At 65.3% G+C, this 23,529-nt stretch carries 19 protein-coding genes and 1 pseudogene; 4 read left to right on the plus strand and 16 right to left on the minus strand.

The genetic code is table 11. The features are described from left to right. The 9 genes and pseudogenes from AC6RA4_RS09045 to AC6RA4_RS09085 all read right to left on the minus strand — a co-directional run. Positions 1–369 (minus strand): annotated as a pseudogene (locus tag AC6RA4_RS09045) (hypothetical protein); the annotation flags it as partial. Beyond that, positions 369–1,211 (minus strand): ethanolamine utilization protein EutJ, encoded by an 843-nt coding sequence (gene eutJ, locus AC6RA4_RS09050; protein WP_222602339.1) that lies wholly within the window; start codon positions 1,209–1,211, stop codon positions 369–371. The pseudogene AC6RA4_RS09045 and the gene eutJ, both read right to left, overlap by 1 nt. Before the next feature lie 23 nt (positions 1,212–1,234). Next, complete coding sequence (locus AC6RA4_RS09055; protein WP_500159530.1) at positions 1,235–1,900, minus strand: phosphate propanoyltransferase; 666 nt, start codon at positions 1,898–1,900, stop codon at positions 1,235–1,237. An 85-nt stretch (positions 1,901–1,985) separates the two neighbouring features. Further along, a complete protein-coding gene (locus AC6RA4_RS09060) occupies positions 1,986–2,525 on the minus strand; it encodes a BMC domain-containing protein (RefSeq protein WP_500159532.1) in 540 nt (179 codons plus the stop codon). Positions 2,526–2,547: 22 nt separating this feature from the next. Continuing rightward, positions 2,548–3,357, minus strand: a complete 810-nt coding sequence (gene pduB / locus AC6RA4_RS09065) for a propanediol utilization microcompartment protein PduB (RefSeq protein ID WP_500159534.1) — start codon at positions 3,355–3,357, stop codon at positions 2,548–2,550. Positions 3,358–3,385: 28 nt separating this feature from the next. Further along, positions 3,386–3,679 carry a propanediol utilization microcompartment protein PduA gene (pduA, locus tag AC6RA4_RS09070; RefSeq protein WP_106207992.1) on the minus strand — a complete coding sequence of 98 codons (294 nt, stop codon included), beginning with the start codon at positions 3,677–3,679 and terminating at the stop codon, positions 3,386–3,388. Positions 3,680–3,766: 87 nt separating this feature from the next. Further along, entirely contained in the window at positions 3,767–4,885 is a 1,119-nt protein-coding gene (locus AC6RA4_RS09075; RefSeq protein WP_500159537.1) for a 1-propanol dehydrogenase PduQ, read from the minus strand. Positions 4,886–5,027: 142 nt separating this feature from the next. Continuing rightward, positions 5,028–7,562 (minus strand): glycyl radical protein, encoded by a 2,535-nt coding sequence (locus tag AC6RA4_RS09080; RefSeq protein ID WP_500159539.1) that lies wholly within the window; start codon positions 7,560–7,562, stop codon positions 5,028–5,030. A gap of 32 nt (positions 7,563–7,594) precedes the next feature. Next, positions 7,595–8,185, minus strand: a complete 591-nt coding sequence (locus AC6RA4_RS09085) for a DJ-1/PfpI family protein (RefSeq protein ID WP_500159541.1) — start codon at positions 8,183–8,185, stop codon at positions 7,595–7,597. 653 nt (positions 8,186–8,838) lie between these two features. Between AC6RA4_RS09085 and AC6RA4_RS09090 the strand changes: the two genes are divergently transcribed. Next, positions 8,839–9,753, plus strand: a complete 915-nt coding sequence (locus AC6RA4_RS09090) for a DUF7973 family transport facilitator (RefSeq protein ID WP_500159543.1) — start codon at positions 8,839–8,841, stop codon at positions 9,751–9,753. A gap of 106 nt (positions 9,754–9,859) precedes the next feature. On the opposite strand, the gene AC6RA4_RS09095 is transcribed toward AC6RA4_RS09090, so the two are convergent. The 5 genes from AC6RA4_RS09095 to AC6RA4_RS09115 form a co-directional block, all read right to left on the minus strand. Further along, a complete protein-coding gene (locus tag AC6RA4_RS09095) occupies positions 9,860–10,786 on the minus strand; it encodes a sulfotransferase family protein (RefSeq protein WP_500159545.1) in 927 nt (308 codons plus the stop codon). A 62-nt stretch (positions 10,787–10,848) separates the two neighbouring features. Beyond that, entirely contained in the window at positions 10,849–12,204 is a 1,356-nt protein-coding gene (locus AC6RA4_RS09100; RefSeq protein WP_500159547.1) for a lipopolysaccharide biosynthesis protein, read from the minus strand. After that, complete coding sequence (locus tag AC6RA4_RS09105; RefSeq protein WP_500159549.1) at positions 12,197–13,462, minus strand: O-antigen ligase family protein; 1,266 nt, start codon at positions 13,460–13,462, stop codon at positions 12,197–12,199. The genes AC6RA4_RS09100 and AC6RA4_RS09105 overlap by 8 nt, the downstream gene beginning before the upstream one ends. Before the next feature lie 20 nt (positions 13,463–13,482). Beyond that, a complete protein-coding gene (locus AC6RA4_RS09110) occupies positions 13,483–14,328 on the minus strand; it encodes a sulfotransferase family protein (RefSeq protein WP_500159551.1) in 846 nt (281 codons plus the stop codon). Next, positions 14,325–15,584 (minus strand): glycosyltransferase family 4 protein, encoded by a 1,260-nt coding sequence (locus tag AC6RA4_RS09115; RefSeq protein ID WP_500159553.1) that lies wholly within the window; start codon positions 15,582–15,584, stop codon positions 14,325–14,327. The genes AC6RA4_RS09110 and AC6RA4_RS09115 overlap by 4 nt, the downstream gene beginning before the upstream one ends. Before the next feature lie 388 nt (positions 15,585–15,972). Between AC6RA4_RS09115 and AC6RA4_RS09120 the strand changes: the two genes are divergently transcribed. Beyond that, the gene (locus AC6RA4_RS09120) at positions 15,973–18,027 is read left to right on the plus strand and encodes a GumC family protein (RefSeq protein WP_500159555.1); all 2,055 of its coding nucleotides are present in this window, start codon (positions 15,973–15,975) and stop codon (positions 18,025–18,027) included. A gap of 46 nt (positions 18,028–18,073) precedes the next feature. Here AC6RA4_RS09120 and AC6RA4_RS09125 read toward each other — a convergent pair whose 3' ends face one another. Together AC6RA4_RS09125 and AC6RA4_RS09130 are read right to left on the minus strand one after the other, a co-directional pair. Continuing rightward, positions 18,074–19,954 (minus strand): M10 family metallopeptidase C-terminal domain-containing protein, encoded by a 1,881-nt coding sequence (locus tag AC6RA4_RS09125; protein WP_500159557.1) that lies wholly within the window; start codon positions 19,952–19,954, stop codon positions 18,074–18,076. Positions 19,955–20,266: 312 nt separating this feature from the next. Further along, on the minus strand, positions 20,267–21,034 hold the full coding sequence (locus tag AC6RA4_RS09130) for a methyltransferase domain-containing protein (RefSeq protein WP_500159559.1): 768 nt from the start codon (positions 21,032–21,034) through the stop codon (positions 20,267–20,269). A 577-nt stretch (positions 21,035–21,611) separates the two neighbouring features. Between AC6RA4_RS09130 and AC6RA4_RS09135 the strand changes: the two genes are divergently transcribed. Further along, the gene (locus AC6RA4_RS09135; RefSeq protein WP_500159561.1) at positions 21,612–22,772 is read left to right on the plus strand and encodes a site-specific integrase; all 1,161 of its coding nucleotides are present in this window, start codon (positions 21,612–21,614) and stop codon (positions 22,770–22,772) included. Beyond that, a partial coding sequence (locus AC6RA4_RS09140) for a hypothetical protein (protein WP_500159563.1) occupies positions 22,762–23,529 on the plus strand: 768 nt, incomplete at its 3' end. The genes AC6RA4_RS09135 and AC6RA4_RS09140, both read left to right, overlap by 11 nt.

Below are 23,529 nucleotides of genomic sequence, written 5' to 3' on the forward strand. Positions count from 1 at the left end.
CGCGAGCCGCGCGGCGAGCGGGCGACTGAGCGTCGGCACGATCACCAGCGCGTTGCGCTGCAGGCAGGTCTCGATCTCGCGCGGGGCCAACGCTGCATCCCCGGCGGCCGGCGCTTTCGCCCCCCCGGCCAGTTCGCGCAGCGTATCCTCCCCGATCAGCCCCGACGCATCCGCGGTGCGCCGTATCTCCAGCCGCCATCCGGTGGCGCAGAGCCGCGCCAGCGATCCCAGCGCCGGGCGCAGGCCCAGCTCGGTGCCCGAGACCAGCACCAACGCCGAGCGCCGCCGCAGCCGCAGCCGCGCCACGATCGCATCCGACAGCATGTCGAGCAGGGCGCGGGTGATCAGGGTCTCGAGGCGGGCGGTCATCACACCCTCCCGTCAGCAAAGGGGTACATGGCGATGCCCAGCGGCGTTGCCAGCAGTGGCTCGGCGGGGATCACCACGCGCTTGCCGGTCTGGTTGGCAAAGGCGTCGCGGAACTCGCTGAACGAGCAGGCGCCGCCGACCACGTGGATCGTTGCCACCTCGGGGAAATCCTCGAGGAAGCGGTTGACGATGCTGGCCATCTTGTCGACCACCGGACGCACCAGCGCGAAGGTGTCGCGCTCGTGGTCGCTGTCGAGCTTCTCGGCCTCGGCCTCGGCGAAGGGAATGCCCTTGGCGCCAGCAAGAACGAGTGTCATGTGGGTGCCGCCGGTGGCCTCGTCGAAGGAGGCGAGCACCTCGCCACCGCGCAGCACGCTGATGCCGGTGGTGCCGCCACCCACGTCAACGACGGCGCCATCGCGCAGGCCCAGGAACCGGGCGGCGGCGGTGGGCTCGTCGACGATCTCGGCAAGCTCGAAATCGGCAGCCTCGACGATGTTGCCGATGGCCCGCGTGCTGCCGGGATGGATGCCCGGCGGGATGGCGGCGGCGGCGCGGTCGAGCTTGCGCCCGATGCGCTCCTCGAGCTCCTGCTTCATGTTGCGCACCGCGTGCACCGCGCCCATGTAATCGACGACGATGCCGTCGCGCACCACGCTCGAGCGATGGGTGATCCCGGCCACGGGCCGGTTCTGCGCGTCGAGCACGGCCAGCACCAGATTGGCGGTGCCAAGGTCGACCCCGACCTTCAGCGGCCCGTCCGCCCATTGATCGGGCGAGGCCACGGAGCGGAACCGGATCAGCCCGGCGAATTCCCGCAATGTCAGGTCGGTATGTGCCATGTCCCGTCTCCTTCAGGCGGCGTTCAGTGTGTTTCGATCCGGACCAGATCGTCGTTCCCGAGGCCGAAGGCGTTGGCCTCCTCGATGTCGATATGCATCTCGAGCGCCGAGGCCTCGGCGGCGCGGATCGCCACGTGCTCCATCACCCCGCCACGCGGGCCGTCGACGATCACGTCGACCTCGTCGCCGTTGAGCAGCCCCCACCTGGCGGCATCCTCGGGCGACATGTGGATGTGGCGCATGGCGATGATCACGCCATAGGGCTTGTGGACGGTGCCCTGCGGGCCGACGATGTCGATGCCCGGCGAGCCGTCGAGCTGGCCCGACATGCGCAGCGGCGGCTGCACGCCGAGCGCGTAGCCATCGGCGCGGGATATCTCGATCTGGGTCTCCTTGCGCAGCGGGCCGAGCACCCGGACCTTGCCGATCTGGCCCTTGGGGCCGCGCAGGATCACCGTCTCGGCGGCGGCATACTGGCCCGGCTGCTTCATCGCCTTCATGCGGGTGAGCATGGCGCCGGGGCCGAACAGCGCGTCCATGTCCGGGCGCGACAGGTGAATATGGCGGTTCGAGACACCGACCGGCACCAGCGCCGGGGCCTCGCCCGGGGCGAGCCTGCGGGCGGCATCGCGGCCCTGCTCGAGAAGCTCCGAGACGATCCGGTCGATCAGGGTGGTTGTCTGGGTCATTGTTCTGTCCTGTCTTCAGATCCCGACCGGAGCCGTGTCCGGTGATGGGTGGCGCGACGGGCGGACCTGCCGCGCCCCTCCCCTGTCAGTGGGTGGTGGGCTCCGGCTTGCGCGGAGATTTTCCCACCGTGCCCCTGCCGCGCTTCACCGCCGGGGCGGTGGTGGCGGGCGCCGGGGGCTTGGCCGCCTGCGGCGGCTGAGGCGCTTCCGCCTTGGGCGCTGCCTCGGCAGGCTCCGGCGTGACCTCGGCCTCGGGGGCGGCCGGTTCCGGTTCGGGCACTGGGTCCGCGACGGCCTCGACAGGCGCGGGCGCTTCGGCCCGTGCCGGGACAACGGTGCCCCGGGTCTCGCTGCTGCCGATCAAGGCCGACATCCCCGCGCCCGGACGGGCAATGACATCGGTGGCGACGACCTTGTTCACCCGGCTCGCCGCCTGTGCTCCGGCCGCGACGGCGGCCTTGATGGCCCCCACCTCGCCCTGGAGTTTGACGACCGTCATGCCGGCACCCTTGGCGAACTCGTAGCCCACCAGGTCGACATTGGCCGATTTCACGGCAGCGTCCGCAGCCTCGACAGCGGCTGCGAGACCGATGGTTTCGATCAATCCCAAGCTGAGTTGCGACATGACGGTCCTCCTTTTCGCGCGCTCAGATATACGGCGTTGTGGTCGAGATCAGCGGCGCCGGGTCGAGGGTGCCAAGCAGCTGCTTGCCGACCTCGCGGGCCGCCTGGATCGACTGGCGGACGGCGCCCGAGTCTCCGCTGAAGGTGAAGATCACCTCGTTGGAGAAGCTGGTGCCCTTGGCCGGCGACGAGTAGCCAACCACATCCACGGTGGCGGCCTTGGCGGCGGTATCGGCCATCAGCACGCCGATGGCGGCGGGCGCCCCCACGGTGATGCCGAAGGCCTGCCCCACCGGCGCGTTGAACGCCTTTGCGAGGGCAAAGCTGGCGCGGGCGGTGTACTGGAACTCCAGGTGCCCGGCGCTGTTGCCGTAGACATCGCCGAAGGTCCGGTCGAGCTCGCTGAGGGTCACCTCGACGGCCCGGCGGGCATCGGAGACATCTTCCGCGCCAAAGAGGATAAGGCAGCCGTGGCCGGCCCCGCCCTCGGTGTCGCGGGCCAGTTCGATCAGCACCACTTCGCTGTTGGTGGCCTTCACCGCTTCATCGGCGGCGAAGATGTGCGGGCCGGCACCGGTGCGGGCCCCGACGATGCCGATCGAGCGGTACTTCTTGTCGATGCCCATCTGCTGATGCAGCATCGGGTCGACATTGGCGATCACCATGCCGATGGTGTTGCCGATGGCGGTGCCGACATATTCGGTCAGGGCGCAACGCGGAGCCGCCTTGGGCGCCGGCCGGGCCTCGGCCTTGGGGGCTTCGGGGGCGGCTTTGTCGCCGCCCATCTTCTGAAGCACTTCCCCCATAAGTTTTTCGACGAGATCGTCTTGCATGACGGATCCTCCTAGGGTGTCTCAGGGGTTACTCGGCAGCCACGGCGGCGGGGTGCGGAAGAATGCGCTCCACCTCGGTATGCGGCCGCGGGATGACGTGGACAGAGGCCACGGTCCCGACTTTCTCGGCGGCCACGGCCCCGGCATCGGTGGCGGCTTTCACCGCGCCGACGTCGCCGCGCACCATCACGGTCACCAGGCCGGAGCCGATCTTTTCATAGCCAACCATGGTCACGTTGGCCGATTTCACCATGGCGTCTGCGGCTTCGATTGCGCCGACAAGGCCTTTGGTTTCGACCATTCCCAGTGCTTCCTGTTGCATCGTTCTCTCCTTGCTCACGATGTTCCGGTTGTCAGTAAATGCCTTCCGGCGTTGGTCTTTCCGCTCTGCATCATCCGGGTCCGCGGGTTACCCGGCCAAGGACGCGAGCAGGCTGTCCAGCTCGGCTTGGGTCGGGGTCCGCGGGTTGCTGGCCGTGCAGGCATCGGCCAGGGCCGCCGCTGCGATCTCGGATCGGATGCGGCAGAATTCGTTGAGGTCGACCCCCATGCCCTTCAGCGTCGAAGGGATGCCGAAGCGCTTGTTCAGCGCCTCGATCTCGCGGGTCAGGGCGCGCACGCCGGCGCGCGGGCTCGGCACGTCGAGGCCGATGCGGCGGGCGATGCGGGCATAGCGCCGGGCGGTCTCGGGTTCTTCGGCGTTCCAGGCGATCAGCACCGGCAGCAGCAGGGCGTTGAGCCGCCCGTGCACCAGGTGCAGCCGCCCCCCCAGCGCATGCGCCAGCCCGTGATTGAGGCCGAGCCCGGCATTGGTGAAGGCGATGCCCGCGAGGCACGAGGCCTGGTGCATGGCGTCGCGCGCCTCCATGTCGTCGCCGTCGTCATAGGCGCGCGGCAGGTAGGCGAAGGCGAGCTCCAGCGCCTTTTCGGCGCAGGCATCGCTGAAATTGTTGGCCCCCGTTGAAACCACCGCCTCGATGGCGTGGGTGATCACATCCATGCCGGTATCGGCGGTGACCCTGGCGGGCGCGGTGCGCACCAGCTCGGGGTCGAGAAGCGCGATGTCGGGCACCAGATCCTGCGAGACCAGCGGGAATTTCAGCCCCTTGGCGGGGTCGGAGACCACCGCGTAGGCGGTCACCTCCGAGCCGGTGCCGCTGGTCGTCGGAATGGCGACGAGCTGGATGCGGTGATCGCTGTCAAAGCCGCGCACGATGGCGAGGATCGCCTTGGCGGCATCGATCGGCGAGCCGCCCCCCAGCGCCACGATGGCGTCGGGCTTGAAATTCTCGAACATCCGCGCCCCGCGCTGCACCACATCGAGCGGGCTTTCGGGGGCGGCATCCTCGAAGACCTGCACCTCGGCGTCGCGCAGGTGGTGCATCACCCGCTCGAGCGCGCCGGAGCGGGCCAGGAAACTGTCGGTGACGATGCCCACGCGCTGGCCGCCAAACGCTTCCAGACGGTCGAGCAGTCCGGGGCCGAAGACGATCTCGGTCTTGGGATGGAAACTGGTGTAGCGGGTCATCGGAGCACCTTTGCGCCACGGTTCGGAAAGGTCCGGGGGGCGGTCACCGGCGGTGGCTGCGGGCGCGAAGAACCGTCGCCGGTTCCTGCCCCCCGGGATCGGTCCCCGCGCAGAGAGCATGCGCGGGAACCGAGAGGCGCGCTCAGAACTGCTGTTCCGTGCGGCTGATGATGTCGTCCTGCACTTCCTTGGCGAGCACGACGAACTGGGCGCTGTAGCCGGCGACCCTGACCACGAGGTCCTTGTGGGCTTCGGGGTTCTTCTGGGCGTCGAGCAGCGTCTCGCGGTCGATCACGTTGAACTGCACGTGCATGCCCTTGTGATCGAAGTAGGACCGGATCAGCGACGCGAAGTTCTGCAGCCCGGCATCCCCGGCAAGGGCGGAGGGCAGGAACTTCTGGTTGTAGAGGGTCCCGTTCGAGGCAATGAAGTGGTCAAGCTTGGCCACCGAGTTGGCCGCGGCGGTCGGGCCGTTGGTGTCCTTGCCCTGACGCGGCGAGACCCCGTCGGCGAGCGGCGCCTTGGCGGGCCGCCCGTCGGGCAGCGCGCCCACGTCCTTGCCGAACAGCACGTTGGCCGACACCGGGTAGATCCCGGCCTGGAACTGGCCGCCGCGCGGGTTGGTGTATTTCTCCACTTCCTTGCAGTAGATCTGGGCGCATTTCCGCGCGATCAGGTCCACCTCGTCGAGGTCATTGCCGAAAGCCGGCGCTGTGTCGAGCAGGCGCTGGATCTTGGCAAAGCTCGTGTCGTTGGCCGGGGCCTCGGACTGGGCGAGGGTGCGATAGACCTCGTCCTTGAGCGTGGTGACATCGGTCGAGCCGCTATGGGCCAGCACCTTGCGCACCGCGGCATAGACCTGCTCTTCCGAGAGGTCGGCAGGCGCGGCCGTCGGCGAGTTCTGACCCGCGGCCATGCCGAAGTTGGCGTCGAGCGCCGCTTTCAGCTCGGCCATGGTGATCTTCTTCTCGTCGAAGACGAACTTCTTCATCGCGCTGACCGAGTCGCCGGTGTCGGCGACACCGAAGGCCTGCGGGCCGGTGAAGTTGTAGATCGCACCGCCTTCCTGCACCGATTTGCCGCGGCCCATGCAATCGTCGACCATGGCCGACAGGAACGGCAGCGGGCAGCGCTCGGCATGGGCGAGGTCGACGCAGTTGTCGGCTTCGGCCAGGTACTTGACGAAATAGGCCATCTGGCCGCTGAAGGCTTCGTAGAAGTCATCCAGCGAGGCCCAGTCGACCATCGGCTTGGTTTTCGGACCAAGCTGGGTGTCGCCCACCTTGCCGGCGTTCATGGTGATCTCGAGCACCTTGGCCACGTTGAAGAAGGCGGCGTCGTGCCATCCCTCGGTGCGGTGGATCGCCTGCGGTTCGACGCAGCCGACGATGCCGTAGTCGCGGGCATGTTCGAGCGAGACACCGCGGTTCTGCAGCGACGGGATGATCACCTCGTCATTGTAGACCGCCGGCACCCCGAGCCCGAGCCGGACCACTTCGGCGGCACGGTGCAGGAACTCGTCGGGCGTGCCCTGCCAGACGCGGATCGAGAAGGACGGGGCCGGCAGACGGACGTGCGACACCGCTTCCATGCACATGTAGGACACGTCGTTGGTGGCATCGAGCCCGTCGCTGTCCTGACCGCCGACGCAGAGGTTCTGGAACACGGCGTAGCCGGCAAAGGCCTGGGCCGAGCCCTCGTCGCGGGTCTTGTTGACGTCGTTGAGCTTGATCCAGATGCAGTCGACCAGCTCCTGTGCGAACTCGCGGCTGATCTCCTTGTCGGCCTGCAGGTAGCGGTTCATGTACTGGTCGAACCGGCCCGGCGAGATCGAGTGGCCCGAGGATTCGATCTGCAGCATGGACTGCACGAACCACATCGACTGACAGGCTTCCCAGAAGGTCCGGGCGCCGTTTTCCGGCACGCGCCAGCAGTTCTTAGCGATCTGCTCGAGCTCGGCCTTGCGGGTCGGGTCGGCTTCGGCGCGGGCCAGTTCCTCGGCCTTCTCGGCATAGCGATGGGCGAAGTTGATGGCGGCGTTGTAGGTGATGATGATGGCGTTGTAGAACTGCTCTTTCTTGATCGACTCCGGGTCCATCCGGTCGAGCGTCTCAAGCGCCATGACCGCATCGGCGATCACCCCCTTGAAGCCCTCGTCGAGGATCTTGCCATAGTCGACGCAGACGTGGCCGACGCCGCCGTAGAAGTAGTTGCCGACGGTGAACACGCCGTTGGCAAGGCAGTCCTTCACCTCTTTCGACATGTAGGCCGAGGCGAGGTCACTGGTGGTCTTGCCGGGCCAGTACTTGAAGGCCTCATGCAGCTGCTGCGCGGTCTCTTTGGGGATCTCGAACGGATCGGCCACGCGATGGGCCATGGTCTCGAATTCCTTCTCGACCCAGTCGAACGAAAACTCCGGGCAGATCTCGGTCGAGCGCGGGTTGCGGGTGATCGAGCCGACGATCAGCTCGTCGTCGCGGATCGTCACGGGAAGCTCGTTGAAGATCTTCTCCGCCACCTTGGCGCGCCGGGTGATCGCCGGAAGCCCTTCGGTCTGCTTGTACGCTTCGGTCGCAAGGACCGCGCGGTCGGCCTCGACGTATGGGCGGGCGTTCAGGATCTGCGCCTTCAGCCGCTTCACACGTTCGGTCGGTTGTGAAAAGCCCTTCTCAATCATGGTTTCCTCCAGGCTAAGCTGCCATTCTTCCTTCAGGACAGGGTTTCGGGAGCGACGCGCTGCACGAAGGCGCGCAGCAGCCCCGGATGCCCGGGCCATGCCGGGGACGTCACGAGGTTTCCGTCGATGATGGTGTCGTCTGGCGCCACGGCGACGAACTCGCCGCCGACAGCGCGGATCTCGGGCTCTACCGCCGGGTAGGCCGTGAGCCGGCGGCCCTCGAGCACGCCGGCCGCGGTCAGGATCTGCGCGCCGTGACAGATCGCGGCGATCGGTTTGCCCGTCACCGCGAAGGCACGCACCAGCTGCAGCACCGCTTGGTCGAGCCGCAGATACTCGCAGGCACGACCGCCCGCGATATAGAGCCCGGCATAGTCCGAAGCCTCGACCAGCCCGAAGCTCGCCGTGAGGCGGAACAGGTGGCCAGGTTTCTCGCTATAGGTCTGGTCGCCCTCGAAGTCGTGGATCGCCGTCTTGATGACGTCGCCACAGCGCTTGCCCGGACAGACCGCATCCACCGAGAGACCCAACATGATCAGCGCCTGGAACGGCACCATCACCTCGTAATCCTCGGAGTAGTCTCCGACGATCATCAGGATGCGTGTGTCGTGAGGGGCGTTCATATCCGTGACCTTCCCGGTGCCGCTTTCGCCCGGAAGAAGTGCGCCCGAAACCCGTTTTCGACAACGCGAGGAAATTGACAATGGGAGGTGATCTTTTGCGCCGCGCGGGACAGTCAAGAAAACAAGGCCTATCCGAAGCGTGTTTCGGGCAGATCAACTCAATGGGGAATTCCCGAGGTCTTGCCACGGGGACTTTCTTGTCACCGCCGGGCAATTTCTTGTCCCCACGGGGACGGCAACAGGTCATCAACGCACAGGTGGCGCGCATCCGCCACCGGCACCGCCGCCAAGAAAGAAATTATTTATACTATATTTCATACACTTAGGTTGAGGCCCGTGAACGTGCCGGGCTGCCTAGAAAAGATGACAAGAATTCTCTGCCACTTCGCAAACCCGTCTCGTTGACCAAAACCGGTCGGACTCTCTATCTGAATGTCGACTTGCGCTCGACGACCGCAAGCCGGCCACAGGGCATTCATGCACCGCGAAACGTGCAAACCCGACCCGTGACTCTTCGAGTTACGGGAGCGGTGTTTCTGTGTCTGGCCGGTATCGGGAGGAATTGAGGCGGCAAGCGAAACACGAACGGGCATTCCTTCGCGAGTCACAGTCCATTTCCCGCGAAACATGCCGGAAATCTGAAAGAGGACACAATGACTGCACTCGGTTTACTCGCCGCCTTCGGGGCCGGCATATTCGGGGCCGCCATCGGCGCGTTGCCGGCCTTCGCCTTCGTCGGTCTGCTGACCCTGTTCGGAGCGGCCATTCAGCTGGCCATTCTGCCCGAGGCCACGGACTTCTTCACCAACATCCCCTTCGGCGTCTTCGGTCCGCATGTCGGTGGTTTCGCCGCCGGTGTCGCCGCCGCCGCCTATGCCGCCAAGAAGGGCAAGCTCGACAGTGGGCGCAACATCGTCACCGCCGGCATGGGGCTCAACAGCCCCGACGTGCTGCTCGTCGGCGGCCTGTTCGGCATCGTCGGCTACGTCATCATCTGGGCGCTCACCTTCGTGCCGAACTTCGGCCCGGAGCTGGCCTGGACAGACCTGCCCGGCCTCACCGTGGTGATCTCGGGCATCATCGCCCGCTTCATCTGGGGCAGCTGCGGGCTCTGCGGAAAGGCCGATCCCGGCCGCGGCTTCTTCCAGCCGACGGACGCCACCAAGTGGCTGGTGTTCCAGAGCGATCCCAAGCAGTTGCTGGTCATCGGCCTTGGCGGCGGGCTGTTCGCCGGCTGGCTTGGCATCACCTATGGCGGCACCGGCGTCATGCTGGCCTTCGGCCTCGCCGCCGCCAGCCTGATGTTCCTCACCGTCGGTGTGCTGACCCCGGTGACGCACCACATCTTCCTGCCCGCCGCCATCGTCGGCGCCGCCTCCGGCAGCCTGATCTGGGCCGCGCTCGCGGGTCTGTTCTGCGCCTATCTCGGCGAGTTCTTCGCCCGGGTCTTCCTCGACCACGGCGACACCCATATCGACCCGCCGGCCTGCACCATCGCGGCCACCACGCTGCTGTTCAACTTCCTGACCCATGTCGGGCTGTGGACGATGATCCCGATGCCGCTTTGAGCGTCTCTCGAGTCCCCCGCGTTACCGCCTGCCGGTGCGTTTCGGCGCGCCGGCAATCCTCTTTCAGAGCCACGGGCAACGACGCGCGCCCGGCCCCGGCGCCGGCTCAGCCAGCGCCCGACCACGCCCGCAGCGTGCGGGCCAGGGCATCCTCTCGCCCCGCTGGCGCAAGCGAGGGCGTCTCGGTCAGGCACGTCACCGCCGCGCTCATCTGTGGCTCCAGCCTGCGCCGGACCGCCTGCCGTGTGGCTTCATCCATTGCGCTGTCTCCGGGGTTGTAGGGACGCTCGAGCACGCGTCTGAGCCCGGCCTTGCGCGCCATCCTGACAACCCGGTGCAAGCCTGCATTGCGAAGCGTCTCCGCCGCTTTGGAAACCAATGCAGAGAGGCGCCGGTTTCTCGGTTTCTGTGCCGTGTTCATCCGGGTGCTGCCCTGTTCGGGGTCCGGGTCTTGCTCGGGAAGGTCCGTCGCGCGGCAGAGCGCCCGCGCAAAGCTCACCGGATCGCGACGCAGATCCTCGTAGACGAGGATACGGACCCGTTCGGCGCCGCAGATCGCGATGACCGATGCCAGAATGTCGGCGTAGTGCGAATCCCGCAGCAGCTCGCTGTCAGCCGACATCGCGTCGAGCGGGCTGGCCTGCGCGTGTCCGTAGCGAATCAGGTGCCTCCAATGGGATTGCACCCGCGCCACCGGCTCCCGCAGCGTGACGACAAACACCGCATTCGGGACGGTTTCGCAGATCCGCCTGATCGCCAGCGGGTTGGAGGCATAGCTTGGCGCGCATTCGGCGAACACCGTGTCGGGCGCTGCCGGCGGCGGGAACTGCGCTTCGTACCAATCGGTCCCGCGGGCAAAATAGCGGTCGAAGAAGAAGGTCTCCTTGGTGGTGCGCGGCGTGACAACGTCCCCCCGCGCCTCGAGATAGGCGTTGATCCAGCTGGTACCCGTCTTCCTCGGGCCGATGAAGAACAGCATCCGATGCGACGCGCAGAAGGCGCCGCCATCGGGCCGGCTTGCCGTGTTGACCATTCTCTTCCTCCATCCCGCGTCATGGCTTGCGGTGCGCTCGAGGGGCTCGTGACATGCGGTTTCTAAAGATGCGGCTCGCGTGGCCTGCGAGACAGCCACGCGAAGAGTGTCGGGTCGATCCCGATCTGGCGGCGGCACCAGATCCAGACCAGCAGGTTCCATCCGACGGTGCCGGCACTCGCCCCCGCCGCCGCGCCTGCAAGGCCCCAGACCGAAGCCCCGAGCATGGTCAGGATCAGGCTCGCGATCTGGGTGGCGACCTGAATCTCCACGAAGCGCTTTTCATGCCCGGTCATCAGCATCACCACGCCGGTGGGTCCGCAAAGCGCGTTCACCAGAGACGCGAAGGCGAAGATGTAGAGCGCATCGAGCCCGGTCGTGAAAGCCGGATCGAAGAGCCAGAGGAGCCAGTCGCCCGCGATCCAGATCACCCCGAGCCCCAGACAGGCCGGGGCCGCGGCGCCCAGCACGATCAGCTTGCAAAGGCGCTGCACCTGATCCGGCCTGCGCTGCGCCCAGGCCCGCGCAATCATCGGCGACACGACGAGATTGGCGGCGATGAGCGGCAGCGACAGAAGCAGCGCGGTCCGGTGCGCCGCAAAGAAGGCTCCCGTTTCCACCGGCGTCAGAAAGGGCGCGGCCACGACCACGCTGAGGTGACGCTGCACGGCTCCGGCCATCGATGACAGCCAGAGAAAGAGCGCCTCCGACCGCCAGGCGATCCTGTAGGGCTCGCGCGAGCGCCCGGGAGCGTCTTGCGGCGGTTTCAGGACCGAGAGGGCGCGGCATCCCTGCCACGCGACCAGTCCAAGCAGCAGGGCCGCCACCGCCATGAAAGCCGCCTCCGGGCTAGGCAGCCAGACCGCCGGAAGGCCGGGAAACGCGCCGCTGGCGCTCACCCCCAGGACCGCGGTCAGCCCGTACCAGAGAACATCGCGCGGCAGCAGCGCCGAGACGATCTCGCCAAAGGCCCGGAGGATATGTGCCAGGTGCTCTGAAAAGGCGAATGGCAGCACCAGACAGGCAGCGTAGCGCAGTGTCGCATGGCCGAACACGACACCTGCCGCCATCAGCATCAGCGAGAGCAGCAAGCCTGCCCACAGGACCGCGAGGCAACTCGTCCGGACGAAGCTCCGGGTCGCCCTGCCGGCGTCGCTGCCCTGCGCCACGCCGATCCGGGGAATGGTCCGCAATGCCAGTGTCGGCATGCCGAGGGTCGCCGCCAGACCGATGAAACTGCCCAGGGTCAGCATCACCGCGAACGCGCCATAGGCCTCGGCCCCGATCCAGCGCGACACCAGCACCATCGAGCCGAAAGACAGCCCCGCCGAGCCGAGCCGTATCAGCAGCGCGATGGCCGCCTTTCCGAACACCCTCGACCAGAGAGGCCCGACGGTGGTGCCTCCGAGATCAGACATGGCGATCTCCTTCCGGTGACAGCGCCCTGTGAAGAAGGCCGGGGCGGCGGCCGGGATCGCGCAATCCGGCCGCCGGCCATTGCCGACCGACGGCGGTCGGGGCGTCGGTCCGGTAGACCCCGAAGGCGAGGCCGCAGACGATGTAGAGATGCCGCCAGTGAGAGGCGCCGACCACCTGCATCAGCACCAGCAATCCGCAAAGCACAGCGAGGATCATGGCGTATTTCGTCCAGCCGGGTCTCTGGTCGAGAACCTTCATCAGGCATCGGCCCATCGCCGCAAGATAGATCAGAAGCAGCCCGACGCTCGCGCCAAGGCCGTTCTGCAGGGCAAAAGCGACAAAGGTGTTGTGCGGCAGGTAGCCGTAGAGGTAGCGCGACTGCCCCTGCCCGATGCCCAGGGGGTGTTCGAGCACATGGGTGATCGCATCCGCCACATGCGAGAACCGGTTGTCGTCATAGCTTTGCAGCGACATGCGGTCGCCCAGAAGCGAGCCTTCCAGCGCCAGCAGGATCGCGTCGAGCATGGTCAGCACCACGACACAGCCCAAGGCGCTGACCCCAAGCAATGCAAGAAAGGTCGGCGCCGCGCTGCGGTGATGCACCAGCAGTGCGATCATCATCAGAAACAGCGAGATCGCCGCGTGGATCATCGCCCCTCTCGAGAGCGTGGCGACAAGAACGATCAGCAATGCGGCAAACCCCGCGGTGCCGAGCCAGAAGAATTTCTTCGAGCTGACCATCAGCCAGGCCGAGAACAGGATACTCGGGACGAGGTACGGCCCGAACACGTTGGGATCCTTGAATGTCGACATCAGGCGGTTGCGCACCCCCTCGCCCCGGAAGAAGAGATCGCTGCGCGGGATCAGGTTCCCGAGCGCAAGAAACCCGATGGCCGCCGAAACCAGCGCCCCGAGCAAGAGCGCCATCAGGATCCAGAAAAACGCGTCGTCTCCTCTGGTTGCGCAGAAATGCGCGGTCAGGACAAACAGGCCGATCATGTAGCCTTCGATCAGGACGGCCCGGACCGCGAACGCGAAATTGTGCTCGACGAAGAACAGCGCGGTCACCGACGACACGAGGTAGAGACAGACGCCGAGGATGGCGACGCCGCTCAGAACCCGCTCTTCGGCCATCGGCGTGAGCGCGAGGCAGAACGCCGCCGCGAAGAACACCAGGTCTGCCGGCGCCGGTTCGACCATGACGAAGAAATTCAGGAAGATGCAGACCAGAAACAGGCGCCAGGAGAGCAGCGCCACTCTGGCATGTTGCCCAACGGTCAGAGCTGCACACGCCACCCGGAGAGATCCTTCTGCAGCATCGTTTCCAGTGTCTCGATTTCCGGCATGTGACGGTCGAGGAGAAAGCGGCAGGCCTCTGGATTGTCCCTCAGCCTGGGGACCGCCTCCTTCGAGAAGAGCAGCCGGTCGAGCACAGCGCTCGACTTCAGCGCCGCCAGCGTCCGCGACAGCCCCGCCGCGCGCAGCCCGATTGCCGCGCTCTTCAGCATCCCGTTCAAGGCCGGGTTGCGGGCCGCGCGGGCCGGGTTCCTGACGCCGCCTTCATGCGTCGCGATGACTCTTCTGGAGACGCCGAGAAAGTCATGCAGCCGGTCGGCGGTGGCCTGCGGATCGGAGCGGATCTCGTCGAAGAAGAGGATCAGGGTGTTCTCTCTGCCAAACAGATCCCAGGCCCGCCGGATCGCCGCGCTATAGGCGCTGCAGCTCGACAGCAGCCGGTGCGAGACCTCGATCTCCTGTTCGAGCGGGCCCCTGACCTGCCCGACCCGCAGAAGGTGCTGATAGGCAGACCAGTCGCGTTCGACCGGATTCCTCAGCGAGAAGAAGATCCTCGCGTCGGGGATTGCGCGCGCAAGCCGCTCGGCGGCTTCCGGAACAAACAGGTAATCCGTGGTCAGATCGCACAGCGCCCGATGCCGGGCGGTCGCACCGGCATATTGATCGGCGTACCAGCTCAGCCCGCGATCGTGAAAATCGGTGAAGAACTGGACGTATTTCCCATCCGGCACGAACACCTCGGGATGGGCCGCAAGCAGGCTGTAGATCCAGGACGAGCCTGCCTTGGGCGGACCGCCATAGATGCAATTGGGAAGTCTGGCGTTCATCGCTGCAATCTCACGGCGGGCTGAAGAGAGGGACGGCTCGCGACCGGCCCGCGCCGGTAGATGTCGAGCGTGGCGCGGGTCATGCTCTCGACCGTGCGCTGCGCGGCGAGATCGCGCGAGGCGGCGGAATAGGCGCACCGCAGCTCCGCATTGCTCAGCACCGCGACCAGCGCCTCGGCGATCTCTGCCGCCGGCGCATCGACCGGGAGCACCAAGCCGGTCTGACCGTCGAGGATGGTTTCCTCGACCCCTCCAACCGCGGTGCTGACGATCGGCACGCCGGCATGCAGCGCTTCGAGAAAGCTGTAGGGCAGCGCCTCGTAGCGGCTGGTCACGCAAAGCACATCGAGCCCGCGGATGAGGCTCGGTGCGTCGCACCACCCGAGCAGGGTGATCGGAGCCCCGGCGGCCTGTGCACGCACGCGCGCCATCTCGGGCCCGTCCCCCATCATCACCGCCCGCAGCTCGGGCACCTGCGCGGCAGCGAGGCGCACGGCTTCGACAAAGCGCAGCGGATCCTTCTGCGCCACCATGCGGCCGATGAACCCGACAACAAACTCGTCGCCTGTCGCGCCGAACGTCGCGCGCGCCGCAGCGCGGGGCAGCCCCGGGGTCGGATCGAGCCCGTTCGCCACGACAGACAGCCGATCCGACGCGATCCCGAGACGAAGCGCATGCCGCCGCTCCTCCTCGCTGACGGCGATGATCGGCGCGCGTCCGAGCGCCAGAAGCCGCTCGGCGATGCCGAAGATCATCCCGGAGAGGCGCGAGATATCCGGGTCCATCGTCCGCAGGGCATGCGGGGTATAGACCCGCAATCCCGGAACAGAGCGCGGCATGAGCCGGATCAGCGCCCCGGCCTTGGAGCTATGCCCGTGAAGCACGTCAAAGGGTCCGTGCTCGAGCAACGCCGACCTGAGGGTCCGACGCGCGAGCAGGTCGTGCGGGCCGACCGAGCGCCGCAGCGCGACCTTGACCGCCGCCACGCCGTCGAGCGCCCTGAGCCGCTCAACGAACCTGTTTTCTGCGCGCAGCGGCGACCAGAAGACGGTGACGAGGTGGCCTTCGGCCGCCAACCGGGCCGCGAGATCGAGCACGTGTCGCCCCGATCCGCCCCCGGACGTTTCCAAAATCAAAGCGATCTTCAAACACGGCCCCTGCTGAACTGTCGGACGCCATCCGAAAATAGAACGGTGAGGTGACGGCGCCGCCGATTGGAAACATCTCCCGACGCCGAAATGGCCGCGAGTGCTCACGGCGAAACATTCGCCGGACAACCGCTTTGGCGCGAAAGAGAAAATCAAACGAGACTCAAATTACAGAAACAGCCAATTGCCGCAATGATGAATATAATTATTAATCAAAATATTTCGCCAGGATGTTAATTGAATGTTAACGATTTTGATGTTCGAAACCCCACAGAGACCTGAAACCCCCAGCACTCATTTATTCTGGATTTAACTCCAGCAATGTGCTGATCTGGGCGAAATTATGACTTTCAGACCCATTGATATCCATAAAGCCTCCCCTTTCGACAGCAGCGCCGGAATTGCAATGACAAAGATAGATTCACATTATGATCAGTCCCTTAGCGCTCCCGCCCTCAGGGGCGAACGGGATAGCGAGGCGCCGATTGGAATCGTTGTGCTATGGCGACTCTTTCGGCGCAACAAGCTTGTCCTTCTTGCCCCGGCCCTGATTTTTTCACTGGTGGCAGCCGCTCTGGTGCTGAATGGAGAGGACACCTATTCAGCCGAGGCGCAGCTGATTCTGACGCGCAACAATCTTGACGTCATCGAGCTGGAAAGCAGCGATCGCGAGAGTGTCGACAACGCGGCCGTGCTTTACGCCGTCAATATCCTGAACTCCCGCGCGCTGGCACGGCAGGTGGTCGAAGATCTCGACCTGCGCAATATCCCCGAGGTCAATCCGTATCTCGGCCTCGACACCATCGAGATGGAGCCCGGTCTGGTTCGCAGACTGCTCTACGCGACGGGTCTCAGCGAGCCGCCCCAGACCGGCGAAATCTCTGCTGCCGAGGTCGAAGAGGACCATCTCATCAACTGGCTGGCCGAAGTCTACGCCGCCAGAGGCATCCCCGACAGCAACGTCGTCGTGGTGGGCGCCCGCACCCATGACCCGGCGCTTTCGGCCGCCATCGCCAACAGCGCGGTCGAGGGGTTTCTCGATTTCAGCCTCGACGCCGGCCAACTCGAAACAGAGCAGGCCGTCGCCGCGCTGTCGGACAAGGTTCAGACCCTGGGGCTGCAGATGCAAAGCGACCAGTCCGCCCTTCAACGCGCTCAGTCCGCGGTTCAGGTCGCGACGCCCGAGGCGATGCAGGCCATGTCATCCGAACTCGCCGCCCTGCAAGCCCGCGAAGCGGATGTCGCGGCGGAAATCGAACGCCTCGAGGAGGCCTCCGCGACCCTGTCCGGACTGACCGGAACACCGGCCCCGGAGGTCTCGGCGGCGCTCGCGCAGACTCCGCTGCTCGCGCGATTGTCCGAAAGCGCATTGGGACGGCGCGCCGCTGAAGCGACCGCGCGGCAGGATCTCGTTGCGGTGAAGAGCCACCTGCGCTCTCTGATCAACACCGCCCGGCAGCGCGCCGACGCGCTGGCCAGCAGCCGCAGCCGGCTTGAAGAGCGCCTGCGTGACAGCCGCGCAAACGCGGTCGAACTGCGCCGGCTCGATGTGGAGCTCGCAACCACAACGGCGGTCTATTCAAGCGCGCTGAGCCGCCTCAAGGAGCTGGTGATGGAAAGCGGATTGCGCAACGAGGGCGGCCGCTTTCTTGCACGGGCGCTCCCGCCCGTTCGCCCCGATACGCAGGGCCGCAAGCGCATCGTCGCCATCGCAGCACTGCTCGGCCTCATGGTCGGGGCTGTCATCGTCCTGATCCGCGCCGCTTCGAATGAGCGGGTGTGCAGCCTCAAGGATGTCTCCGGCAGCGTCGGCCCCCACGCCCGGCTCGAGATCCCCAGACTGCGCAGGAGCTTTGGCCTGTTCCGGAGGTCCCGGCGCAACGAAGCCTTTCTCGTCGGCAAGGGCAGCGGCTTTTCGGAAGCGATCCGCAACTGCCGGCGCCTGATTCTCGAACAGGTCGATGCCGGGAAACCGCAGGTGATCAGCATCATGTCCGCACTCCCCGGCGAGGGGAAATCGACGGTCTGCGGCGCTCTGGCCAGCAGCTTCGTGCTGCTGAACAAGCGGACGCTGGTCGTCGACGCCGATCTACGCGCGCGCGGCCTCACCCGGACGGTGCTGGGCAGCCTGCCGGAGACTGGACTGCAACAGGCCATCCAGACCGATCCGCAGGCGCATCGCGCCTTCATCCGGACCGAAACGCCCTTTGGCTTCGATTGTCTGCCGGCCGGTGAGGACCCGCACAACCCCGCCGACCTTCTCGAACGTGCGGCGTTCCGCGATCTGATCCGGGCTCTGAAGGCGGAGTACGATGTCATCCTGATCGACACGCCGCCTCTGCTGATGTTCCCCGATGCGCGCTCGGTCTCCGAAGTCGCGTCTCACACACTGATGGTCACCTGCTTCGACCGGACACCGAAGTCGGCCCTGAGAGAGGTGGTCGCGCTACTGCCCGCCCCGGTGCTTTCCGGCCTGACGGTCGCGCTGAACAAGACGCTGTTCACCACCGGCGCCCGCTTCGGCGCACCCGAGAACCGGTCCGCCTATTGATCGTCGAGCGCGCGCGCCGCGCTCTCGGGTGCCGCCGCGACCGGCCCTATAGCCATTGCAAGGCATCGGCCCCGACCGCATCGAGCGTCCGGATGCCCATGAGCTCCAGCGTGTCCCCGGTCTCGAAGGTAAAGACGACACCCCGGGCGCAAACCTGCCCGTACTGATCGTAAAGCGCCTGCAGGCCTTGGATCTCGCCCGAAACCAACCCTCTCTCGAGCAGGAGCACGTCTCCGTCGCCCGCCTCGAAATCCTTGATCCGGTCATGACCGCCGCCGACCCGGAGGCAGAAACTGTCCGCCCCATGACCGCCCGAAAGCACGTCGTCTCCGTCGCCGCCATCAAGCGTGTCGTCGTTGCGCTGACCCACCAGCAGATCGTCTCCGCCGCCTCCGAGCAGATGATCCTCGCCGGAATTCCCGAAGAGGATGTCGCGGTCATCACCGCCCGCGATCGTGTCCTGCCCTGCCCCACCCCAGATCCAGTCGCGCCCCGCGCCGCCATCGATCTGGTCGTTTCCGTCATTGCCGCTGATCTCATTGTCGAGAGCGTTGCCGACAACCCGGTCATCTCCGCTCCCGAGAACAAGGTTTTCGATCTCTGTCCCCTCGGCAATCGCAAGCGCCCCGGTCCGGCCCCGAATGTCGGAAAAGGCGCCGCCGTTCAGGTCGATATTGCTCGCGGCGGTCAACGGCGACAGGTTCAGCGTGTCGATGCCACCGCTGTCATAAATCGTGAAGACAAAGGCCCGCCCCGAGCCAAGCGCCTCTGCATTGCCCGCAAGAAAGCTCTCGAAGGCAAGATCGAGATAGGTCCCGAATTCGGACCCATGCCCCCAAACGGTGTCTCCGGCGGTGACGCCACCGTCGGAGGGCGCACCGTAGAGAGACTGGATCGCGACGATATCCGCCTGCATCGGGGTGATCGGCAGGCCATAGCTTGCGTCAACGCTCGTGTTCTCCTGCTGGCTGAAATAGGACATCACCGACATCTGCCAGCTGTCGTTCGAAAAGGTCTGATCGACCCCGTACGTGGCCGAGGAATCGTAATTGCCCTGATGCCCGAGCCCGAGCGCGTGGCCGATTTCGTGGAGATAGGCCAGCATGCTGTAGCTGTTGAGCGCGGTGCCATTCCGCGCGAGCCAGTTGCTGGAGATGTTCAGCTCGGCATCGAGGATGGTCGCGCCCCAGAGATCCGTAAGCGTATACGCACCGGCCGCCGCGTCCGAGAAGGTGATCTGCCCGCCGCTCGCGACCTCGACGAATTCGATATTTGCGACCATTTCCCAGGCCTCGAGCGCCCACCGCGCAAGCTGCTGCCCTTCTGCGGTGAGCCCCGCAAGACTGACCTCGATCCGGTTGCTCTGGGACAGATCGAAGGCACGCTGATCGCGCCCGGTCTCCTCCCAGTAGCCGTCGACGAGGTAATCCGCGAGCGCCGCGACCGAAGCTTCCGTCCCGACATGCGCCGCCGCCCCAGCATCGGTGTCGACACTGAGGCGGTAAGTCCCGGTGAGACTGTCCCGATACGACCCGACGGCGATGAAATAGGTTCCGCTGACGGACACCGTGAGATTGATCTCGGCATCGTAGCCATGGGTGCCATCATCGTTGCGGGCGATCAGGTGACCGGCGGCGTCATAGACCGAGAGGGTGCCGTCCTGAAGCGTCCCGCCGCCGCCCCAGTAGCCATATTGGGAAATCTGGTAGGAGCTGTCGGCCTCCAGCGTCACCGCGATGTAATCCCGGTCTCCCGGGCGGGCGAGGGTGCCGTGAAAGCTCCCTCCGACGGGCAACCGATACAGGGTCTCCAGCCGGTCAGGCGCATCGGCGCTTTCGAAGATTTCGGCGCCGGCGATACGCAAGTGATCCGCCAGCGGGTGTCGCTGGGGATCGAAAACGGTTGTCGCGGCACAAAGCTCACACATCCTGCGCTTTCCTTTCACAGTCAGGAGGCCGGTGCCCGTACCTGGCCCGACCTAGCGCCCCCGCCGGGGCTGACGATGTTGCGAGACTGTGGTGAAAACGCGTCGCCCCTATGGGACAACCTTGGCAGATGCCGCGAAGACACAGGATCCTGCCCTGCTCTCCTGGCGCCGGGGATGCCTGACGCCCGCCGGCAGCGGACATGGACGGCCGAGATGGTCATCGCTCGAGCTGCGAAGGACAGCGCGGAAACCTGCGCGAGGCAGCCGTCCTGCCTGCGGTGCTTCCGGCGCGGACGGCCGTTAGCGTGGCTCCTAGCCGGGTGTGCTGGCGCCCAGCATTGCTTGTGAAAGATTCGGCGCAATGCGTTTCTTCAGGGTGATCGTCACCATCCCCTTTTGCGCCCTTCCGCCTCCCTCCTGATGGATCTCGACGACCTCCTGCGCCTCGAGCAGCGGCGTCAGGTCAAGCTCCCGCTGCATCTGGGTCAGGAGAACACGGTTGTCCTGAAGCCGCAGGTTCCACTGGTGCAGCCCCTGGTAGCTACCACAATCCGCCTCGTCGGGATGGAAGCTCAGGATCAGTCCACCGCCAATCCTGCAAAGGCTGAGCAGGTTGTAGAGGCCCAGAAGCGGATCCATCGAGTGATCCAGAGCATTGCGGCACCAGACGACGTCGAACCGCTCCTGCCCCATCGTCTCGAGGGCCGTCTCGAAATATCCCTCCACCGGCCGGGGAACGCCCGCGACCCCGGCTTCGTCGAGCAGGGCGTTGTACTGATTGGCCAGAGGATCGACCAGCGTGAGCCGTACGTCGCGCGTCTCGCATTGATATCCGAGAATGCTGAGCGGACCGGATCCGATATCGAGGATCTCTGCCGGGGTGTCGCCGGGCAGGTCCAAATCGTCCAGCAAGTCGCGAACCGCATCGAGCAGGGGGGCGGCGGGATCGACACGGCGCTGAAAATCCTCGGGCCACTTGCCACCTCGGGTTCTGATCCAATGCCCCCAGAACCCGGTTTCATCGGTCGCGCGGACTGTCCAGGCATCCTTGTCCATCTTGGGGAGCAGTGTCTCTGTCATCATCGTTCCCGTATTTCCCTCGCCGGTCCCGCCACAGGCCTGTGACCTTGGACATGTCTACGATGGAGCAGACACCAACGCATCTCATCTGGCAACAGGACGCCATGGCTTTCTTTTGAGTGACGTAGGTCGCGTGTCTGATCGCAGAGCAGAAGGGCAAGCCACGCAGCGTGGCCATCCTTCAGGATGCCAGGGATCTGCCCGTTGCTGAAGCGGCTCTCCGCATCACCTGCCTTCTCGTTTAGAGACCGGACAAAGGTCTAACCGCAAACTGTTCTGGGTAGCCCTTGAGGACGCAAGCAAAAGGGCCTGGCGGGGTTAACCGGCCAGGCCCTTTGTATCGTTGGTTGCGGGAGTAGGATTTGAACCTACGACCTTCAGGTTATGAGTTTGATTCACGGCTTTACGCCAGATTACCACGCTCAACGCTGACCTCCACCAAAATACTGAGAGACACCGATATTTCTGGACGGTGCTTACGCTGTAGCGCCATCAATCCTGCATGGATTACGCCGCCTTCTGCTTCCATCATGCTTCCATGAGCCAGAACGGGCGGCCCTTTCAGGAGATGGATGGAATGCCCAAACTGACCAAGCGCAGCGTCGAGAAGCTCAAACTCCGCGACAAGGATTATCTCGTCTTCGACAGCGAGGTGAACGGCTTCGGGGTCCGCATCATGCCCTCGGGCAAGCGGTCCTATTTGGTCCAGTATCGCAGCGGCGGGCGTACGCGCCGGATCGCCATCGGTCAGCATGGCGCGGTCACGCTCGAAGCAGCCCGCAAGCGGGCCAAGGAATTGCTCGGCGCGGTCGCGTCGGGGCAGAACCCTGCGGAGGTCATCGCTCAGGCGCGTGGCGCTCCCACGCTTGCCAGTGTCGGGGCGCGGTTCCTGCGCGATCATGTGGCGACGCATTGCAAGGCCAGCACCGCGAAGGAGTATCGGCGGGCACTCGAACTCTTTGCCTATCCAGCTCTCGGCAATCTCCGGATCATCGATGTAACGCGGGCGGATATCGCGCGACTGCACCACGCCCACCGCGACATTCCCTATCAGGCCAACCGGACGCTCGGAGTACTGTCGAAGCTATTCACGCTCTGCGAGGTCTGGGAGTTGCGCCCGGATGGCTCGAACCCCTGCCGCCATGTGCCGAAGTACCGCGAAGAGAAGCGTGAGCGGTTCTTGTCGGGGGACGAATTGCAGCGGCTCGGCCGGACGCTCACACGGCTTCAGGAAGAAGGGCAGGAGAGCGCCCATGTCATCGGAGCCTTCCGGCTGCTGGTGCTGACGGGCTGCCGCCTCAAAGAGATTCAACATCTACGCTGGGGATGGGTTACGGCGCGGCATCTGGAACTGCCGGACAGCAAGACAGGTGCGCGGCGCATCATCCTGCCCCCTGCGGCGCGGATCGTGCTGGATGCCCTGCCCCGCCCCGATGGCAACCCCTTCGTCTTCGTAGGTCAGATCGACGGCCAGCCTCTCAGCGACCTGCAGAAGCCTTGGCGGCGCATTCGGAAGGAAGCGGCTCTTGAGGATGTGCGCATCCACGATCTGCGCCACACCTACGCCTCCATCGCAGTGATGAGTGGGATGCCGATCCAGATGGTAGGCAAGCTGCTCGGACATGCCCAGTTGCAGACCACGATGCGTTACGCGCATCTTGCCGATGATCCGGTGCTGATGGCGGCGGAACGGAATGCGGCGATGTTGAGCGGAGCGATGGCAGGTCATGGAGCATGAGGGAGCGAGAAACACGGTCCACAAGCTGTTCGAGAATTGCGGTGTGCTCTCGCTGAAGGAAGGCTTCAGGGCGTTCGAAGAAAGCAAGGACCGGTCGTCGAATTGGCGCTTCCAGAGCTTCGGCGAAGCCGCCGTAAAGGAATTCCGTTCCAACGGCTTCGACCTTACCTCGGTCCTCAATTTTGTTTCCTATCTGCGATCTCGACGGCGCGGGCAGACCGATCCTGTCGAAATCATGCGGGCCAGCTTCCAGCGCGATCTGAGTGCCGGCCAGATTGAGGCCATCGGCCATGAACTGCATGTGCCTGAAGGTGGTGGCCAGCCCTATCGTCGGGAAGAAGATCTGCCGGTGCTGATCCCTCGGGAAGTCTGGGCGCATGGGGTCCTTGATTGGGGCAGGGCGGAGGTCACCGGAACGGGCTTCGCCTTTACCTATGTCCGCATCCTGATGCCGTTCAATTCCTGGCTGGTCCGCGATCACTCGTACCAGATCGATCCGCTTCCGGAGTTGCGCCCCTTCCGACATTCGGATGAGCGTCTTGCCTTTCTCGGCCTCTCTGCCGGTTCACCTCAGGTCGAAGCACGCGACAATGGGCCGAAACCGAAGCGCGGTCGCAGGACCAGAAAGGCAGAAATCATCCAAGCCTATCATGAGATTGAAAAGAACCCCGACTTGACACGCAACCAGCTTGCCCATGAGGTCCGTGTCCGCAGCAAGGAAATCCTCGGTCAGAACACCGATGACGGCCTGAGCGAC

Source organism: Salipiger sp., from assembly GCF_059781815.1.

Excerpts from the sequence above, each read along its gene's own strand:
- AC6RA4_RS09100 (WP_500159547.1), bottom strand. The coding sequence starts at position 12,204 with ATGTCTGATCTCGGAGGCACCACCGTCGGGCCTCTCTGGTCGAGGGTG.
- AC6RA4_RS09110 (WP_500159551.1), bottom strand. The coding sequence starts at position 14,328 with ATGAACGCCAGACTTCCCAATTGCATCTATGGCGGTCCGCCCAAGGCA.
- eutJ (WP_222602339.1), bottom strand. The coding sequence starts at position 1,211 with ATGGCACATACCGACCTGACATTGCGGGAATTCGCCGGGCTGATCCGG.
- AC6RA4_RS09060 (WP_500159532.1), bottom strand. The coding sequence starts at position 2,525 with ATGTCGCAACTCAGCTTGGGATTGATCGAAACCATCGGTCTCGCAGCC.
- AC6RA4_RS09075 (WP_500159537.1), bottom strand. The coding sequence starts at position 4,885 with ATGACCCGCTACACCAGTTTCCATCCCAAGACCGAGATCGTCTTCGGC.
- AC6RA4_RS09085 (WP_500159541.1), bottom strand. The coding sequence starts at position 8,185 with ATGAACGCCCCTCACGACACACGCATCCTGATGATCGTCGGAGACTAC.
- pduA (WP_106207992.1), bottom strand. The coding sequence starts at position 3,679 with ATGCAACAGGAAGCACTGGGAATGGTCGAAACCAAAGGCCTTGTCGGC.
- AC6RA4_RS09090 (WP_500159543.1), top strand. The coding sequence starts at position 8,839 with ATGACTGCACTCGGTTTACTCGCCGCCTTCGGGGCCGGCATATTCGGG.
- AC6RA4_RS09125 (WP_500159557.1), bottom strand. The coding sequence starts at position 19,954 with ATGTGTGAGCTTTGTGCCGCGACAACCGTTTTCGATCCCCAGCGACAC.
- AC6RA4_RS09080 (WP_500159539.1), bottom strand. The coding sequence starts at position 7,562 with ATGATTGAGAAGGGCTTTTCACAACCGACCGAACGTGTGAAGCGGCTG.
- pduB (WP_500159534.1), bottom strand. The coding sequence starts at position 3,357 with ATGCAAGACGATCTCGTCGAAAAACTTATGGGGGAAGTGCTTCAGAAG.
- AC6RA4_RS09135 (WP_500159561.1), top strand. The coding sequence starts at position 21,612 with ATGCCCAAACTGACCAAGCGCAGCGTCGAGAAGCTCAAACTCCGCGAC.
- AC6RA4_RS09130 (WP_500159559.1), bottom strand. The coding sequence starts at position 21,034 with ATGACAGAGACACTGCTCCCCAAGATGGACAAGGATGCCTGGACAGTC.
- AC6RA4_RS09055 (WP_500159530.1), bottom strand. The coding sequence starts at position 1,900 with ATGACCCAGACAACCACCCTGATCGACCGGATCGTCTCGGAGCTTCTC.
- AC6RA4_RS09095 (WP_500159545.1), bottom strand. The coding sequence starts at position 10,786 with ATGGTCAACACGGCAAGCCGGCCCGATGGCGGCGCCTTCTGCGCGTCG.